A 17,011-nucleotide genomic window follows, 5' to 3' on the forward strand; every position below is an offset into this window, starting at 1 on the left:
GTACGCCGGCCGTGGCTACGACCACGACAAGTACCGCGACCTGGTGCGTTCCAAGGGCACCAGACCGGTGATCGCCCGACGCGGCAGCGAACACGGCTCCGGGCTGGGCGTCCGCCGCTGGGTCGTGGAGCAGACCTTCGCGCTGCTGCACTGGTTCCGCCGCCTGCGGATCCGCTGGGAGATCCGCGACGACATCCACAAAGCCTTCCTCAGCCTGGCCTGCGGCATCATCTGCTGGTGCCGACTCCGCAACCACTCATTGAATTAGGAGTTCTAAGACTGGATGCTCCTATAGATGTCAAGCGGTGAGTGCGAGGTCTTTGATGATCGCCGCGTGGGCTTCGCGGAGGATGTAGCGTTTGAGGCAGCGGAGGATGTCGCGTTTGGCTAGTCCTTGTTCGGTGCGTCGTTGCAGGTAGGCGCGGGTGCGTGGGCAGTAGCGCAGGCGGACGACGGCGACGACGTGCAGGGCGCGGTTGGCTTGCCGGTCGCCGCCTCGGTTGAGGCGGTGTTTGTCGGTGCGTCTGGAGGATGCCTCGAGCGGGGCGACGCCGCCGAGCTTGGCGAGGGAACCTTCGCTGTGCAGCCGGTGGGGTTGTCACCGGCGGCGGTCAGGAGCTGGCCGGCGGTGTCGGTGCCGAAACCGAGCAGGGCGACCAGGGTCGGGGTGGTGGCGACCAGGCGGTCGAGGTGTTTGTCGAGCTGGGTGATCTGCTGGGTGAGGCTGGTGATCCGCTCGGCGCAGGTGCGCAGGGCGAGCATGATGGCGTGGGTGGGGTCGGCCAGCTGAGTGAGGTCGGGCTCCAGGGTGCGGCAGGCGCGCAGTCGTGTGGTGCCGCGCTTGTCGCGCAGGGTTTCGCGTAGTGCGGTGGTGATCAGGTTGGTGAGCTCGTTGAGGGCGGCGGTGCGGGCTTTGACCGCGCCGCCGCGCACGACACGCAGGGCGCGGACGGACTCCACGGGGCCGTTACTGGTCTTGGGGGTCGCGGTGGCATCCGCGGACAAGACGGCGCGGGCGGCGCTGATGGCGTCGGACTTGCCGCGGCTGCGGCGGGTGCGGCGGTCGGGCCGGGTGACCTCGGTGACCTGGACGTGGTGCAGGCGCAGGAAAGCGGCCAGCTGTTTGCCATAGGAGCCGGTGCCCTCGACACCGACCGCGGTGACCGGGCCGAAGGCGGCCAGCCAGACCCGCAACGCCGCGTGGCCGTCCGGGGGTGGAGGGGAACTCGTCATCGCCGAGTACCCGGCCGAGGTGGTCGAGGGCGGCGGCGTGGTGGGTGTCGGTGTGGGTGTCGACGCCGCGAACACCTGGATGTGGGCAGGGGTATGGGGATCGGGCATGCTGGGTCTGCCGTCCTTGCTCGCTGGAAACCTGTCGGGGCGGCACGCGCCGGGCCGGGCGGGGCGGACAGAACAGAGATGGGTCCCTATGGCGACAGGCTCCTATCAGCTCACATCCGCCCGCCTGGTGACGTGCAGCGGGATCGCCTGGACCAGTCGACAGATCCAGACATGGACACCATGGTCAGTTGGCCGTCGGGCCAGACCAACCCAGGCGAACCCGCCACCACATCATCTCTGTTGGCTGTCTGGTCTCGGCGGGCGCAGTCGCGGTGCAACGGAGACCTCTGCACCGGTTGCTCGGCTCGCTCACGGGCGCCGACCTCGCTGGCTCGTCAGGCGTGCACCGCTTCCTATGATGACCAACCGCCCGGGCTTGACGCTGCACGCCTGTGGGTCGGTCGTGCGCGGGAACCGGACGCGGTCGCACGCGGGGACCGGTATCGTCTGTGACCCCGGCCTCAAGTGGGCGATGAGCTTTGCACTACTTGGCCTGCGCACTGCCTGGCCCTGATCAGCGCAGCGTCTCTATGCACGTCCTATGCTGCGGCGTTACGACTGGGCGACGATGGGAGTTCGTTCATGTCCGAGTATCCACCGGATTGGGATGTCATCGAGCTGGGAAAGATCGGTACCTAGCTATCGAGCGGTACTCCTTCAACGAGCAATCCGGCCTACTGGGGTGGAGAAATCCGTGGATTAGCGCCGCAAGCCTTAGGTCATTCGAAATCTGCGAGTCTGAGCGCAACGTCTCTGAACTCGGTGCAAGAAGCGGTACTCGCCGGGTACCTTCGGGCGCTGTAATCTTTGTGGTCCGAGGGATGGGTCTCAAGAGCGAGTTCCGAGTTGGGTCACTGCTCGCGAAGTGACCTTCGGGCAGGACCGCAAGGAGATATTGGTGTCCGTCGCGGTTGATTCGCGTTTTCTTGTCTATTCTTTGAAGGTGAAGGAAAGTGAGATACTCGCCATGGTTGACGGTGCTGCTTGAGAAAAGCCGGAGAGCGACCGAAAAGATCGAACTCTCCCTGGGGGGGCGTAGTCGAACACCTCCTGATGGTGGGCCTCGGTGAAACTGGTCTTTGTGACGATCCTGGGGAGCAAAGCAGGATTCCTAGAGGCTGGCGACGCCTCTCGATTGGCGATTTTGCTCAGGTACGACGAGGCGCGAGTCCGCGGCCGATTGATGACCAGTTTGGTTTTCGGGCGATGGTCCCGTTGGGTTCGCATCAGGGATGTAACGGCGTCGCGTAGGTATCTTCGGAGTCCTACGCAAAGATTGTCGCAGGCAGGCGTTGCGAGGAGTGTTCCGGTTTATCTTGGGCGAGTCGTCATGAGTATTGCGGCCACTGTTGGCGAGGTGATCGTGGTCGACATGGAAGCACGCATTCACCACGGGTTTGTTGTGATAGTCTCAGATCCTGAAGTGATGCTGTCCGAATATCTCTCGGTCCTCCTGGGTTTCATCGCAGGGATTTTGTCGCCCTTGACTAAGTTGGCACTCAGGTCAATATTAATAGTGACATCGTGAAATTTCAAGGTCGACGTTCTGCCGGTTTCTGAGCAGGCTGCAATTGGTGAAAATTATTAACCTTTGGGAAGATCGTTTCGGATTTGCCCAGGAGGGAGGGGTAAAAGCTGAAGCAGATGAAGCTGGGGTTACTGAATGGCATTTTGGGTGATCGCTCCTCGGTTCCGACGAATTAGGTTCGCTGGTGTGATCAATTGGGCATGTACGGCATCACTCAATAGCGCGAGGCGACGACACCGACTTCCGGACGACGCCAGCGGCAACCGAACGGAGTGATCCTGACCTCCAAGTGTGATCGTGCGGCCGGACAAGGGGTGCTGCAGAGGAGGTAGTCTGCGAGATGGCGGGCCGCGGTGTTGAGTTGTGCCTCCAACCTAATTAGCGGCGGCTCCTTCTTCGCCGCTTGACCGCGCTTGAACCGTCTCAGTGTGCGTTGATCGCAGAAGGCGGCGTTCGTTCGCCCGCTGTCTCGATGACCGTTCCTCACCGCCTTCCGATATCCGTGCCGTCCGGTTGGCGTGTGGTGGGCACCTATGGCCGGAGCAGTAGCATCGACCGCATGCCTACGGTCAGTGTCACCGCACGTCGCGGAACCACGGTGCTGCGGGCCTCACGGCTGTTCGACGGTGAAACGGTCCGCGTTGCGGACAACCACGTGGTGATCATTGAAGGGACGACGATAGCCGGCATCGGCCGTGCGGCGGACCTGCGGCACGGGGAGACCGTGGTCGACTTTCCCGGCGCTACCCTGATTCCTGGTCTGATCGATCCTCATGTGCACCTGGCCTTCGATGCGAGCTGCGACCCGGTGAAGTCTCTCGCCGAGCGTGATGACGGTGCTGTCTTGGCCGCGATGCGTCTCGCGGCCAAGACAGCATTGCGCGCGGGGATCACAACTGTTCGCGACCTCGGTGACAGAGGTTTCCTGTCACTGGGGCTGCGAGGTGCTCCCGACCTTCCGACCATCGTTGCGGCCGGACCGCCGTTGACGACGGAGCGAGGGCACTGTCATTTCCTCGGAGGAGAGGTCGCGGGCGGCTCCGCCGAACTGCGGGCCGCGGTACGCGCCCACATCCAACGCGGTGTCGACGTGGTCAAGATCATGGCAAGTGGCGGCACGATGACGCCGGGGAGCATCCAGGAACAGGCGCAGTTCGATCGGGAAGCCCTGCTCGTAGCTGTCTCGGAGGCGCACCGGCACGGCATTCCTGTAACCGCGCACGCGCACGGTCGCGGAGCTGTGCTCGACGCGATAGAGGCGGGCGTGGACGGTGTGGAGCACGCCACCTTCTGGGCGGCTGACGGTGTCGACACGCCGGGACGTGACCTCGTCGAACGGATCGTGTCCCGGCGGGTCCCACTCGGTGCGACAGCAGGAGTCCTGCCGGGGGCGGACGCGGCGATGCCTGTGGCGGTATGCCGGCGAATGCCTGCGATTATCGCCAACTTCGCGGCTCTGCACGCGGAGGGAGCGGTGATCGTCGCGGGCACGGATGCGGGGATCGGACCGTACAAACCGCATGATGTGCTGCCGTATGCACGAGATCGGCTGTCGGCGTTCGGAATGGACCCCCTGACGATTCTGCGGAGCATGACGTCGGTCGCCGCCGACGTCTGCGGACTCGGCCACAGCAAGGGTAGGCTGAGGGCCGGGTACGACGCCGATGTCGTTGTCGTGCAGGGAGATCCGATCGCAGACCTCTCCGCTCTGCACAGAGTCGCGGCGGTCTATTCTCGCGGCACCCGAGTCGATTCGGGGAGCCGCACCGAGGCCTGATCCCGTCCTCCTCCCGTGGCAACGTGTTCACGAAGACCCGCGGGCTGTGTGGCGCCCAGAATGCGCCGGGCCGAGGCGTGTGCCCGGTGACCGGTGGTGAACACGCCCAGCAACAGCACGGCGCAGCCGCAACAGACTGTGATCCACCAAGCGGCTTGACCAACGGCGGTGGCGCTGTCGACAGCGCTGCGCAGGTCGACGGCCGTCACTGAACCCAGTACCGCCACCCCCAGGCAGGCCCCGACCTGACGGCTGGCAGTCGCCACGGCTGCGGCCATTCCTGCTTGGGCCTGCGGCATCCCCGTGACCGCTGCGTTGGTGATCGGGGCGTTGACGAAGCCGAAGCCGATGCCGAACAACGCGTAGGCCGCGAGCAGGTAGCCGGTGGAGGTGTGCGCGGTGATCTGGGTGAGCAGGAGCCCGGCAAGTGCGATACCGAGCCCGCTGACGACCAGCGGCAGGCGAGGTCCGCGGCGTGCGACGATCCTTCCGGCGATGGGCGAGGACACCACGACCATCGCCGCCACCGGCAGCGTGAGCAGACCGGCGTGGAATGGGGAGAGGCCGCGGACGTTCTGCAGGTACAGTGCGTTGATGAAGATGAATCCGGACCACGCGCAAAAGCTCCACACCGCTATGAGGGTGGCACCGGAGAAAGGAATACTGGCGAAGAAGCGCAGCTCGAGCAGCGGCTCATGGCGTCGGCGTTCGTAGGCGATCAAAGCCGCGGTGGTGACACCGGCGAGAGCCAAGCAGGTCACGATGACCGGCGAACCCCAGCCGATCACACGACCTTCGATGATTCCGAAGGTCAGACTCGTCAGCGCCACCACGACGAGAATTTGTCCGACCGGGTCGAACCTCCCTGGCCGCAGGGCCATCGACTCGGGCGTGAAAATTCTTGAGAGCCCTGCGACGATGATGACCAACGGAACGTTCAGCCAGAAGATCGACCGCCATCCCGCGACGTCCACCAGCAGGCCACCGGCCAGCGGACCGATCGCCATGCTGAAGCCGGTGACACTACTCCATACTCCAATCGCGCGCACGCGATCACGAGGATTGGTGAAGACACTGCTGATGATCGACAACGCCGATGGCGTCATCAGCGAGCCACCGGCTCCCTGGACGGCACGGAAGGCGATGAGAAGCCCGGCGTTCGGTGCGATGCTGCACAGCAGCGAACCCAGTCCGAACGTGGTGAGCCCCGCGAGGAACGTGCGGCGTCTGCCGAAGCGGTCCCCCGTGGAACCGCTCAGTACGACCAGACTGGCGACGGCCAGCATGTACGCGTCCAAGGTCCATTGAAGCTCGGACACGTCGGCGTGGAGGTCGTGCTGGATGGTGGGAAGTGCCAGGTTCACCACGGTGTTGTCGAGGCCCACGATGAAGAGGCTGAAACAGCAGATCGTCAGCACGATGGCCTTGTTCCGCCTGCCGGGGCGCGGCGCGCGCACAGTGCCGGATGCGCGCTCGGGTGGTGGCGAGGTGTGCCACACGTGCATCACCCGCAGCTGACACGACGAATGGTGTCGACTCTGTGGGGCATAGCTCCGCTCGAGCTTGCCGCCACAGTGCCGGTGGCCGCCGCGCACGCGTTCTCGGCGATCATGTCGCAATGCTCGGCGGCGGCGGGAAGCGCGGTGCCGAACGGACCCAGGATTCCGCGCAGCGGCACACCATATGCGAACCGGCGAGGATGAGCACTGCCGTTCGAGCACACGAGTGTGAACACGTTCTCGGTGACGTCCAGACTGCCCACCGGGTGGCCTGGGGGCTCGGCGGCATCACTGACCACATGCGCGCGGCAGTCTCCGGCCGCCAGCATGGAAGCGACGAGGGGATCGGTGGCATTGCGCACATCGGTGGACGGCAAGCGGGCATCGATCAGGACATGAGCCGAAACCTTGGAATGGTCCACCATCGAAGACTCGGCCGTGAAGGCCGCGATGTCGCGGTCCAACTCGACTCGAGCTCGCGAGCCGATCAGGCGCACGACCCCGGCGTCGAGCAATGCGAGCAGTTCCTCCACACGCACCGGAGGCGGGCCCCAGACCAGGAACTTGGACAGCCCGTCGAACCAGTTCTCGATGTCGTGGCGATAGGACGAGCCGGCGATACCGTGATGGCAGACGGCGAGACGCACCAGCTCACGCAAGCGCCGCAGCGCCGCGGTCACAGCCCGGTGTGGGCTTTGTGTGGCCCCGGCCGCGGCTTCGTACAGCACTGCTCGGTGGTACCCGGCGGCGAAGTCGCCGAATTCGGCTGGATCGCGGAACTTCCTGTCCCCGGCCGGCCGGGTGTGGTGATCCCAGTCCCAGCGCGAACCGGGCTGTGGGAAGAACTCGGCGATCAGATCGCGCATGCGCGAGGAGTTCCATGGTGCCGCGGCATATCGTGCCGAGAAGGCCTCGAAACCCTCGGTGCCGTGCAATCGCGGGTACTGCACAGTGTAGAACGCCCACCCCAGTTCCTTGGCTAGCAGCGGCCACACGTCCCGCTTGAAGTCACGGACCCCAGGAGCGGACTCGCGCAGGGCTGAGACCGCTGCCCTGGTGAAAAAACGAGGAACGTAGGGCTTCTCTCCGGTTGGCGAGAAGTCCGCACGGACGGGGTATGGCACACCCCGCTCCGAACCGGCGTAGATCACCGGCTCGGTTCCCGACGGCTCGTAGCGGAGGCGCCCCGCGTCCGACCGGAAGCGTCCACCACGCTCCGTGGTCAGCAATGTGACGTAGTCGTAGAACGAGAGCCCCACACCGTTGAGGATCACCGGTGCGCCAGCGGTGATGCCGGACAGGTCCGCTTCGGCCGCGGACATCGGCGGTATGTAGATCAGTCCCAGCTCTTGTGCCGCAGCGGCTTTTTCGCGTTCACGTGGTCCAAGGCCGACGTCGTAGTGCCCTTGGGTCAGCACCACCGCGTCGACGTCGACGGTACCGATTCCGTTGCTCACCGACAGTCGCTGGCCGCCGCTGGGCAGATCGGTCACCGAGACGGCACTCCCACGATGGACTCGGATCCGAGCCGCCCCCCAGGCCTGCCGCACGAGGTACTGGAACGCCCATTCCAGGTACGCTCCGTAGAAGGCGCGGGGAACGGCGGTCTGCGGCTCGACGGTTGCCGCGAACTGTTGGCACCGTGGTGGAAGTCCGTTCACCAGGCCGTCCCGCACCATCAGCGCCCAATCGTGGACGCAGGGCCCGGTCAGTTCCGGGGGCCCGGACGGGAACACGGTGGCTTCGGCGGCGACTGTGTTCATGAGCAGCGACCACGGCTGATCGACCCGCCATACCCGGCCCGCCCCAGGAACGAACGGTTCGATCACATCGATCTCGAGATCGAGTGCGCCGGCCTTGGACGCAGCGAACGCGCAGAGCCGGTTCACCACCAACGTACCTCTGGGGCCCGCGCCTACGACAGCGACTCTGACCCGCGCTCGCGCGAGCGCGGCGTTCATCGGCAGACCCCTTCGATCTCGACGAGCAGATCGGGGCGGCACACGCCGACGTTGAAATACGCGATCTCGGTCTCGGAGTGGAACGTCTGCGCGCAGATGTCGCGAACGGTGGCGATGTGCTCCGGATCGCGAACATAGACCTTGACCTGGTCGAGGTCCTGCACGGCGTAGCCGTAGCCGTGCAGGCCGTGCCGGCTCAGGTTGTCGCGACCGACGAGCACGTCGATGTTGCGGAGGGTCTCGAGAGTCTGCCGTTCGATGTCGCCCGCGTGCGCGGTGTCCTCACCCAGGATGCTGGCCGTACCCGACACGAACAGGCTCGAGGTCTGCTCCCCATGCAGGAACGTCGCGCGGGCGAAGCTCGGGGACCTCGGTCCGTACCGGGAGGGGTACTGGTAGGCCGGGGTCTGTCGCGGATTCTCCAGGTGCACGGTACGACCCTGTTTGGTGGCGAGGAAGCAGAGGTCGATCCCCGGACTGAGCGTGCCGATTCCGGTGGCGGCCGGCAACTGAGGGAACTGCGCCTCCCAGGTGGCGAACGCCTCGGCCCGGCCGACGCAGAAGTCGCGGTAGATTTCGGCGCCTTCCGCGTTCGGGCCGGTGATGTCGCCGATGAGGTTCCACATGCGCACCAGGTCGGTGTAGCCGCGTTCCCAAGTGAACCTCAGCGCATTCTCGTACAGTTCGCGTACGCGCTCCCGGTAGATCGGTTGTGGTCCGAGACGTGCGGCGTAGAACAAGAGCTCGCCGTCCTCGGAGAAGACCGCCTCACCCCACGCACCGGAACGCACAGGCCGGTCGGTCCGCCAGACCTCCTCCACCGCAATGCCGCTCCCGTTCACCATGTGAACGGTCACGCGCGGGACCCCGTCGACCAAGGTTGGCTCGGCCGGTCTGTCGGTGAAGGCGATTCGCCCCAGAGCGCTGTAACACTCCGTGGTGGTCAATCCTGTCGTGATTGCGGACAGGCCGGATCGCAAACCCCGCGCACGATTTCGGAGTTGGGCGTGACTCAAAGAATCTCCAATGCTCGCTCATGCCGAGTTTCCTCCGCGGGCCGATGTGCTCCTGGGTAGCCCAGGCTGCTCGACAGGAACCTGTCGAGCAGCTGTTTGTTTACGGATACAAGACAGGGACTCCAGGTTGGAGTTTGAGGATGCGTCAACAAGCTTCGGCAAGACTTCAGCTATGATCATCATACCACATGAACGGCTCAAGAGATTCACGTGTGCACGTTTGGCCTTTCTGTTCTTCCCGAAAATTCTTCTGCTTGCGCGCGTCCTGACGGTGCGTTCTCTCGAAACGCGGATGTGCCGCCGCCGCTCGCCTCCTCGTCGATGTATGATCACGTGGGACTCGACCGCGAAGATCCACCGCCCGCGATTATCAGGGAAGGATGCGTTGATGGTATCCGCGCAGCTCTCGAATCTCGGTGGTCATCTGGACGGAGTGCTCGGCAGGGATCACCAGATGGGCCTCGAGTAGGTCGAGCACCGGTTCGCCCAATCGGGCCCGCAGCTCCTCGGAGCGGCCCGGCAGGATGTCGACGATCACGTGAAGCATGTGGTGGTTGGGGTTTCCGTGCCCGACCACGGTCTCGTCGAGCACGATGAATCGAGTCTTGAACCCTTTCGTGGCGCTGCTGATCAGGTCAGAAGCTGCATTGTGCACGGCCAAGGCGAACTCTCTTCTGCTGAATCCCGCGGCCAGTGGGGCCGAATACTGAACTGTGACCTGCGGCATACTTACTCCTGCTCGGTGTATGGAAGAACGGACGTTCTTGTCCTGGGCTTCCCTGCGTCCGATGACGCGGTCGACGTGGACCTGGCCCGTGGGGTCACTTGCCAAGGACAAGCTACTGTGCGACCGGAAAAATGATCAACGGCCATGAACTCGACGGTTCTTCCACAACGGGCAGCTTTTGGTGCCCGTTGGTGCTGGCTCGGCCGGACCTGTCACTGCGATTACGCAGCTCGCGTTACTGTGGGGCGTGCTGCGATGTGAGGAATGCGATTACAAGTACGATCTTGCATTGGCTGGTCAAGTATCGGCCCTTGCCCGCCACTACGTGGCTGAGTACGCTGAACCCTTGACCTCCGACCCCGCCGCACTCCGGCGACGCGGCACGCCTCAGCTGTGGTCCCCCCTCGAATACGCTTGTCACGTACGCGATGTGCTGCTCGTCCAACGAGAACGGCTACTCGCCGCGCGGCGCAGCGACTCGCCGGTGACGGAGCCCATGGGCCGGGACGAGAGGGTTGAGCACGACGGGTACATCGATCAGGAACCAGCCGATGTCGCCCGTCAGTTGCACGACGCGGCCCTGTTGTTCGCTCACGGACTCGACCGACTCGGACCCGAGGACTGGGAACGCACGCTGAGCGTCCCCTACCCGGAGATCGCTGTGAGAACTCTGAGCTGGTTCGCCGTGCACACCTTGCACGAGTTGCGGCACCACCTGCTCGACATCCGCCGTCAGCTGGAACATGCGTAGCGGCAGCCGGTTCAGGATCGTGCTGACCGATCTGGTCGAGACTGAGTCGAAATTAGCCGTCAGAATGCTGGGGTGGGTGACCCGGAAGCCACCGACGCCATCCGGACGATCATGATCGGCCGGGAACGGCTGCGGCAGACCCTGCGCGCCAACGAGGTCAGCTGGCAGCGGACCCGCACCTGGAAGGAATCGACAGACCCGGACTTCGACGCCAAACTCGACCGGATCGAGGACGTCACCACCACGTTCCCGAACCGCTGTTTCGCGTTCGACCAGTTCGGGCCGTTGTCGATCCGCCCGCACCACGGCCGCGGCTGGGCCGCACAGTCGCATCCGGATCGGCCGCCGACGACCTATCACCGCACGCACGGCATCCGTTACTCCCACGGCTGTTACAGCCTCGGCGACGATCAGCTCTGGGGCGTCAACCGGCGACGCAAAGGCGCAGATCACACCCTGTCCGCGCTGAAATCGATCCGGAAAGCGCGGCCGGACGGCGCCCCGATCTACGTCATCCTGAACAACCTGTCGGCGAACAAGACTCCGACGACCCGGGCCTGGGCGGCCCGCAGCAAGGTCGAGCTGTGCCTGACGCCGACCAGCGCGTCCTGGGCGAACCCGATCGAGGCGCAGTTCGGACCGCTGCGGATGTTCACCATGGCGAACTCGAACCACCCGAACCACACCGTCCTGACCCGCGAGCTGAAGAAATTCCTACGCTGGCGTAACGCCAACGCCCGCCACCCCGACGTCCTGACCGCACAACGCCGCGAACGAGCACGGTCCGCAGCGAACGACAAAGACGCTGGGGCCGACCCCGCGTCAAGGCCGCCCTCAGCGTCGCCGGTGTTCGCGGCGCTCGTCGATCTCCGGTCAGAGGCGATGAATGACGATGCGCTTGCTGCTGTCAGCCGGGAGTGACCAGGCATGCTCGACGTCGTGCATCGGGACGGGGTCGGGCTCCACTGCGTAGGTGCCGTCGATGATGGCCGCGGCGACGGCAGGGATCTCGGCCGTCATGGCGGTGCCGGTCAGCGATCCCTGGCCACTGCCTAGGATGTGAAGCCTTGTCGAGCGTAGCGCGCCGGCCGGCAGCGTCGCTCGGGGCTGGCCGTCTCGCCGAGGTTCACCCAGGTAAGTGGGCGTGTGGGGTCGGCCCGGTTCGAGACCATCGCGGCCATTGCCTCGGCCGCTGGTGCTGCCCAGAGGAAGTCGAGCACGATGTCGATCTCGGCGTCGACGCGGGCGATCGTCTCCGCGTCACCGGTCAGGGCGGTCGCGGTGAGGCCAGGGAGCGCGGCGAGCCGTTCGGGGTCGCAGCCCACGGCAACCACCTGATGGGCGCCAAGCCGGCGGGCCACCTGCACTGCCATGCGTCCGGTGCCGCCAGTAGCGCCCAGGACCAGCACGTTCTGTCCGGGCCGCATGGCGATGCCGGGTGAGTGCCAGCCAGGAGGCGATGACGGGATTCAGCGTCGCAGCGATGGTCAACGGGTCGGCGTGGGCGGGCAGCGCGAAGCTGTGTCTTGTGTCGATGACCGCGCGCTCGGCCATCGACCCGTAAGTGCCGTTCAACGACATGAAGTACCAGAGCCGGCCGTCGGCGTCCGGCCGACGCCGTCGATGCCCGGCACGAGCGGCAGGCCCGAGTCGGCGCTGGTGTAGTGCGACCCGCTGGCCTGCATGCGAACCCGAGGATGCAGGCCGGCCGGGAGCACCTCGACGAGGATCTCGTGCTCGCCGGCCGGCTCCGGGGTCGGAAAACTCCAGGTATCGAGGGGCGGTCCGTATGCCGTGACGACCGCTGCTTTCATGACCGGTCCGCCCTCTCCAGGAGCGCGGCCAGATCGACGGCAGAGGCGGCCGGCCGGGGGCGGTGAACATGCCGTCCGGATCGAGATAGGCCAGTTGCGCGGGTGTGCCCGGTGCGAAGCGGCGGCTTTCGGCGAGCGGTCCTACGTCGTAGGCGTCGAAGCCGAGCGAGTCGATCAGGGCAGCGACCGCCGTCTTGGCCCCGTGGAGTCGCCCGCGATGGGTACGGCGCTGCGGTCGGGCGCGCCGGCCGGGCGGGCGAGTTGCGGCAGGTGCTGGAAGAACACGGTGCTGAACGCCTTGACCACGTGCGCGTCCCGCAGATGGGCCTGCAGGAGCAGGTGCGGCGGGGCGTCGGCGGTCTCTATCTCGGGGACGGCGCCCTGGCGTGCCGGGTCGTAGTTGAGGGTGTCGATGACGATTCAGCCGCGCAGCGCTTCGGCAGGAACCTGCCGGTATGCGCGGACCGGGATGGTCACGACCACCAGGTCACCGGCGGCCGCAGCCTCGGTGGTGGTCGCCGCGCGGGCCCGGGAGCCCAGCCGCGCTGCCGTCTCCCGCAGGCTGTCCGGGCCGCGGCTGTTGCTCAGGACGATGTCGTGCCCGGCGGAGACGGCCAGCTGCGCGAGCGCGCCGCCGATCCGTCCGCTGCCGATGAAACCGATCGTTGTCATGATCTGAAATCTGAGCCGCGCCGGGCGTACGTTCTATGCTGGAAGATCCGTTGTTTGTTCGTGATCGTCCGGAAGCATGGTGGATCCGCTGAGTGAGGTCTTGGCGCTGCTGAAGCCGCGGAGCTATATCACCGCCGGGTTCGACGCCGGTGGTGACTGGGCGCTCGAACTCGATGATCTGGCTGGCCGGATCAAGTGCTACGCGGTCGTCAAGGGCGCATGCTGGCTGACGATCGAGGGCTCCGCGCCGGTGCCGATCCCCGAAGGCGCCTGTTTCGTGCTGCCCACCGGCCGGACTGCCGTCATCGGCAGCGCAGCGCACGTCGAGCCGGTGCGCTCCTCCGTGGTGCTCGACCCCGACCGCAGCGGGAAGGTCGTCACCTACAACGGTGGAGGGAACGTCTACCTGGTCGGCAGCCGCTTCGAAGCCGGCAGCCCACACATCGACCTACTGCTGCACAACCTGCCCTCGCTCATGGTGGTCAGGACCTCCGACGACCGGGCCCGGTTGCGCTGGTCGATCGAGCTGATGATGGAGGAGTTCCGCGAGCCCCGCCTCGGCTCGGCCCTGATGGCCCAACAGCTCGCGCACATGATGCTGGTCCAGGCACTGCGCCTCTACCTGGCCGAGCCGGCCGGTGACGACGTCGGCTGGTTCGCCGCCCTCGCCGACCCACAGGTACATGCCGCCCTCGCCGCGATGCACGCCAACCCCCGCCCGCTCCTGGACCGTCCGGGACCTCGCCACGACCGCCGGCATGTCGCGCACCACCTTCGCCGAACGCTTCCGGGCCCGTGCCGGCGAGACCCCGATCGCCTACCTGACCTGGTGGCGGATGATGCTCGCCGCCGAACGCCTCCAGCACAGCGACGACACCATCGCCCGGATCGCCGGCTCCCTGGGATACGAGTCCGAACCCGCCTTCAGCACCGCATCCAAACGCATCATGGGTACGCCCCCGCGACGCTACGCCGCATCCGTGAGGCAGGACAGGCCTGCTGAGAACATCGGCGGCATGCACCCTGACACAAGGTGAGCAATTCAGGCCGAGGACGTTTCATCAAACACCGCAGTGTCATCGACCCGGTGAACGTTCATGGTCAACGCACTAGCTGTCCGTTTCCGAGTACAGGTTTGCTCAGCAGATGCTACCGGGCCAGTATCCACTGGTGCTGGTGCTCGCGTCTTCAGCGAACCGGGCAAGCAGCACGCTCAGGAGAGGGGCGCGGCGGCCCGGCTGGTGATCCGGGACGAGCCCGCCGTCTCCTGGGAGTTGGCAATGTGCGTGGGCAAGGTCGTCGCCGAGCTCGGCGACGACGACTACTTCGGCTACCCGGTCGATGGCGGCGTCGGCAGCTTCGTGGATGCCGCCAATCTTACGACGCTGTGCGAGAACGAGACCTACAGCGACCAACTGCTGTCCAACCTGGACATCTACCTCCGCGAGACCGGTCACACTGCGGTGGCCGACGACAAGGACAGGCCCCTGGTGGTGGCCTTCCCCGTCGGCAACGGAGACGGGCACTACCCAACCTGGGTCGGGCTCACCGCCGGCGGTGAGGTGGCCTGCTTCCTCACCGACTTTTTCGTCCTGACCGACGACTGTGGCAGCGAGAGTGAAGAGCCCTGATTCCGCCATATCTTGTATTCCTCAGGTAATCGTCCGATCTCGACCGCCTACCATGACTGGTTCGACACCTGCGACAACGAAGGCGAACGTTGCGCGAAATACACGAGAGACTGCCCTCAGAGGCGAGAATTCCACTGGTTCCAGGAAAAGGGGTTGCAAGTGTCACTGCCGGCAAAATAGAGTGACCGCTCGGCGGAGCTGGATGCTTTCGCGACCGAAAGGAACAATCGTGCGCAAGCTACTTGCTTTTTTCTTTGTCCTGTTCACGGCCATGGTGGCGGCGCCCGTCGCCAACGCGACTCCATCAGGCCTACTGCAGACGAGACCGGAAGCAGGTATTCAAGCGTCGCTGTTCAATGTGCGCAACGCGAACAGCCACAAGTGCCTGGAGATCGAGAACTCCTCTGGCGACGACGGCGCACGGGCGCAGCAGTGGTCATGCAACGGTCAGGGTGGCGCCCTGTGGCGGCAGAAGTGGCTTGACAACGTCCGGTTCTATCTGGTCAACGTCAGCGGAAAATGTCTTGAGATCCAGAACTCCTCCGGCGACGACGGCGCACGGGCGCAACAGTGGACGTGCAACGGCCAGCCCGGCTCGATCTGGTACACCCTCAAGGTCCCGGGGGGCGACGGACTGGAACTCGTCAACGAGGGCGGCAGGAAGTGCCTGGAGATCCAGAACTCCCGCACAGACGACGGCGCCCGTGCCCAGCAGTGGGGCTGCGTGGCCATCCCGACCATGAAGTGGTACTGATCATCGGAAGCCCACTACGGCCGCTGACCTGGTTGCAGGTCAGCGGCCGTAGGTCACGCATCAGGGTGTTCCGGGGGAGGGGAAAAAGCCCAGGTTCATGCCCCCACCTCTTGCCCGATCACCGAAACACAATCCACACAGATCTTGGCGTGCGGCCCGCGGAAGTTGGCCGGTCACACCGCATCAGCCCGGCGGGCAGGAGAAGGAAAGTCGCCTACTTCTCCGGAGGCGGGGAAACGACTTCCAGCACGCGCGCGGGGCGCCAGCGGCGGTTGCGGCCGGAGCGGTAAATCCGGGTCAGCAGCAGCACAGTCAGCATGAAACACCCGCACCGAATACCCCCGCCACGGCCAGCACCGGACCGAGTTCGTCCTGCGGGACGACGCCGGTGCCCTGGGCGGCCGGCGGGATGACCGCGGCGATCCCGGCGGCGCCTTCCTCGGGAAGCACAGCGGTCACCGCCGCCATCGGGTTCACCATTCCCCAGCCCGGCGCGGGGTTTGGGAGCCTCGCGGCCGGATGCGTCGCGGTGGTCAGCAGCCGGTGCTTGACCTGGGCGGCGCTCAGCGAGGGACGGTAGGCGCGCACGAGTGCGGCGGTTCCGGCGACGAACGGGGCGGAGTAGCTCGTGCCGCTGGCCTGCCAGTGTCCTGGACCGCCTGGGCCGAGACCGAGCACGTTCACGCCGGGCGCCACCAGGGACAGAAGCGGCCCGGTCTGGGAGAACCGGGCGTGCTGGCCCGCTTCGTCTACCGCGCCGACCGCGGTCACGAACGTGACCGGCGAACTGATCAAGCGGAACACGGTCGTGCTGCACGACGATTTCCGGATGTCGCCCGAGGCAGAGATCAGCAAGGACGTCGCCAAGCTGCGGGATCTGCGACGCGAGCTCAGAGCGGACGAGTCGGCCGGTGTCATCGACAAGTGCCTGAGCTCGATCACCTCGACGCCGGAAGGAGTCACCCGCTCCCCGTTGACGGACGCGGTGCTCTACGAAGGGCTGCGGACCGGGCAGATCGAACACGTCCTCGTTGTGAAGGCGAACGCGGGTTCCGTCGGGCAGCTGCTCGACAACCGGCCGCTGTGGCTGAAGGACCGGGTCTTCGTTCGGGCGGCGATGAGCGTCAACTACCTGCTGCTGGACGCCAAGGCGAAGCGGATCGTCGTCGCGGGCACGATGTCCGGTAAGGCGAAGATCAACCGGAAGATCGGTGCCGAGCTATGACAATTGCAATGGAATACCGCCGCCTGCTGTCGCGAGGTCCCGCCGCGCAGGGGCTGGAACGAGCCGCCGGCGACAACACCGCCCCCGCGGTGAAGGGCGAGTTGCTCGACCGGCTCCGCGCCGAGATCGACTACATCCAGCGCAGGACCGGGATCAAGGTCGACCACGACGCCGTGGACACGCTGATCTCCCAGTCGGACAAGGGCATCAGCCGGATGCTCGATGATGCCGCCCTCGACGCCGAGTCCATGTCCGGCCTAGATGGTTGATTCCAAGGTCAATGGTCGTAGGCGGTCAGTGATCGTTTGACTGGCT

At 65.6% G+C, this 17,011-nt stretch carries 18 protein-coding genes and 2 pseudogenes; 10 read left to right on the forward strand and 10 right to left on the reverse strand.

Translation table 11 applies throughout. The features are described from left to right. Positions 1-268, forward strand: a 268-nt coding sequence (locus IEZ09_RS44220) for a transposase (protein ID WP_368856222.1), incomplete at its 5' end; no start/stop codon positions are given. Positions 269-298: 30 nt separating this feature from the next. Here the strand turns inward: IEZ09_RS44220 and IEZ09_RS48040 are convergent. Both IEZ09_RS48040 and IEZ09_RS48315 read right to left on the reverse strand, forming a co-directional pair. Then, entirely contained in the window at positions 299-586 is a 288-nt protein-coding gene (locus IEZ09_RS48040) for a transposase (RefSeq protein ID WP_368856225.1), read from the reverse strand. Between the two features lie 296 nt (positions 587-882). Beyond that, positions 883-1,341: pseudogene (locus tag IEZ09_RS48315) on the reverse strand (IS110 family transposase); the annotation flags it as partial. 2,087 nt (positions 1,342-3,428) lie between these two features. On the opposite strand from IEZ09_RS48315, the gene IEZ09_RS44230 reads away from it, so the two are divergent. Next, positions 3,429-4,646 carry an amidohydrolase family protein gene (locus tag IEZ09_RS44230; protein WP_189259860.1) on the forward strand — a complete coding sequence of 406 codons (1,218 nt, stop codon included), beginning with the start codon at positions 3,429-3,431 and terminating at the stop codon, positions 4,644-4,646. Here IEZ09_RS44230 and IEZ09_RS44235 read toward each other — a convergent pair. From IEZ09_RS44235 to IEZ09_RS44250, 4 genes are all read right to left on the reverse strand, one after another. Next, complete coding sequence (locus IEZ09_RS44235; protein WP_229813489.1) at positions 4,598-6,145, reverse strand: MFS transporter; 1,548 nt, start codon at positions 6,143-6,145, stop codon at positions 4,598-4,600. The two genes, IEZ09_RS44230 and IEZ09_RS44235, sit on opposite strands and share 49 nt — an antisense overlap. Positions 6,146-6,150: 5 nt before the next feature. Beyond that, positions 6,151-8,106: an FAD/NAD(P)-binding protein gene (locus tag IEZ09_RS44240; protein ID WP_268247693.1), complete on the reverse strand. Its 1,956-nt coding sequence runs from the start codon at positions 8,104-8,106 to the stop codon at positions 6,151-6,153. Then, positions 8,103-9,053 (reverse strand): FkbO/Hyg5 family chorismatase, encoded by a 951-nt coding sequence (locus IEZ09_RS44245; RefSeq protein WP_229813490.1) that lies wholly within the window; start codon positions 9,051-9,053, stop codon positions 8,103-8,105. The genes IEZ09_RS44240 and IEZ09_RS44245 overlap by 4 nt, the downstream gene beginning before the upstream one ends. Positions 9,054-9,492: 439 nt before the next feature. Then, positions 9,493-9,849: a 5-carboxymethyl-2-hydroxymuconate Delta-isomerase gene (locus tag IEZ09_RS44250; protein ID WP_189259864.1), complete on the reverse strand. Its 357-nt coding sequence runs from the start codon at positions 9,847-9,849 to the stop codon at positions 9,493-9,495. Between the two features lie 247 nt (positions 9,850-10,096). Between IEZ09_RS44250 and IEZ09_RS44255 the strand changes: the two genes are divergently transcribed. After that, on the forward strand, positions 10,097-10,600 hold the full coding sequence (locus IEZ09_RS44255) for a DinB family protein (RefSeq protein WP_370467810.1): 504 nt from the start codon (positions 10,097-10,099) through the stop codon (positions 10,598-10,600). Positions 10,601-10,711: 111 nt separating this feature from the next. Beyond that, complete coding sequence (locus IEZ09_RS44260; protein WP_229813492.1) at positions 10,712-11,521, forward strand: transposase; 810 nt, start codon at positions 10,712-10,714, stop codon at positions 11,519-11,521. A 131-nt stretch (positions 11,522-11,652) separates the two neighbouring features. On the opposite strand, the gene IEZ09_RS47145 is transcribed toward IEZ09_RS44260, so the two are convergent. The 3 genes from IEZ09_RS47145 to IEZ09_RS47155 all read right to left on the reverse strand — a co-directional run bounded on the left by IEZ09_RS47145 (position 11,653) and on the right by IEZ09_RS47155 (position 13,086). After that, the gene (locus IEZ09_RS47145; RefSeq protein WP_229813493.1) at positions 11,653-12,009 is read right to left on the reverse strand and encodes an NAD(P)H-binding protein; all 357 of its coding nucleotides are present in this window, start codon (positions 12,007-12,009) and stop codon (positions 11,653-11,655) included. Positions 12,010-12,171: 162 nt separating this feature from the next. After that, a complete protein-coding gene (locus tag IEZ09_RS47150) occupies positions 12,172-12,414 on the reverse strand; it encodes a hypothetical protein (protein ID WP_229813494.1) in 243 nt (80 codons plus the stop codon). Positions 12,415-12,834: 420 nt separating this feature from the next. Next, positions 12,835-13,086: an NAD(P)-binding domain-containing protein gene (locus IEZ09_RS47155; RefSeq protein WP_229813495.1), complete on the reverse strand. Its 252-nt coding sequence runs from the start codon at positions 13,084-13,086 to the stop codon at positions 12,835-12,837. 76 nt (positions 13,087-13,162) lie between these two features. On the opposite strand from IEZ09_RS47155, the pseudogene IEZ09_RS48045 reads away from it, so the two are divergent. The 4 genes and pseudogenes from IEZ09_RS48045 to IEZ09_RS44285 form a co-directional block, all read left to right on the forward strand. Beyond that, positions 13,163-13,702 (forward strand): annotated as a pseudogene (locus tag IEZ09_RS48045) (cupin domain-containing protein); the annotation flags it as partial. A 142-nt stretch (positions 13,703-13,844) separates the two neighbouring features. Then, positions 13,845-14,123 carry a helix-turn-helix domain-containing protein gene (locus IEZ09_RS48050; RefSeq protein ID WP_368856223.1) on the forward strand — a complete coding sequence of 93 codons (279 nt, stop codon included), beginning with the start codon at positions 13,845-13,847 and terminating at the stop codon, positions 14,121-14,123. A gap of 60 nt (positions 14,124-14,183) precedes the next feature. Then, complete coding sequence (locus IEZ09_RS44280; protein ID WP_229813497.1) at positions 14,184-14,717, forward strand: DUF4241 domain-containing protein; 534 nt, start codon at positions 14,184-14,186, stop codon at positions 14,715-14,717. Positions 14,718-14,946: 229 nt separating this feature from the next. After that, positions 14,947-15,471, forward strand: coding sequence for an RICIN domain-containing protein (locus IEZ09_RS44285; RefSeq protein WP_229813498.1), 525 nt, complete (start codon positions 14,947-14,949; stop codon positions 15,469-15,471). A gap of 312 nt (positions 15,472-15,783) precedes the next feature. Here IEZ09_RS44285 and IEZ09_RS44290 read toward each other — a convergent pair whose 3' ends face one another. Beyond that, entirely contained in the window at positions 15,784-16,338 is a 555-nt protein-coding gene (locus IEZ09_RS44290; protein ID WP_368856224.1) for a S8 family serine peptidase, read from the reverse strand. Here IEZ09_RS44290 and IEZ09_RS47160 point away from each other — a divergent pair. Both IEZ09_RS47160 and IEZ09_RS44300 read left to right on the forward strand, forming a co-directional pair. Continuing rightward, positions 16,247-16,696, forward strand: a complete 450-nt coding sequence (locus IEZ09_RS47160) for a hypothetical protein (protein WP_229813500.1) — start codon at positions 16,247-16,249, stop codon at positions 16,694-16,696. The two genes, IEZ09_RS44290 and IEZ09_RS47160, sit on opposite strands and share 92 nt — an antisense overlap. Positions 16,697-16,704: 8 nt before the next feature. After that, positions 16,705-16,965: a hypothetical protein gene (locus IEZ09_RS44300; protein WP_189259868.1), complete on the forward strand. Its 261-nt coding sequence runs from the start codon at positions 16,705-16,707 to the stop codon at positions 16,963-16,965. The last annotated feature ends 46 nt before the right edge of the window (positions 16,966-17,011 follow it).

Source organism: Lentzea flava (genome assembly GCF_014648475.1).
GTDB lineage: Bacteria > Actinomycetota > Actinomycetes > Mycobacteriales > Pseudonocardiaceae > Lentzea > Lentzea flava.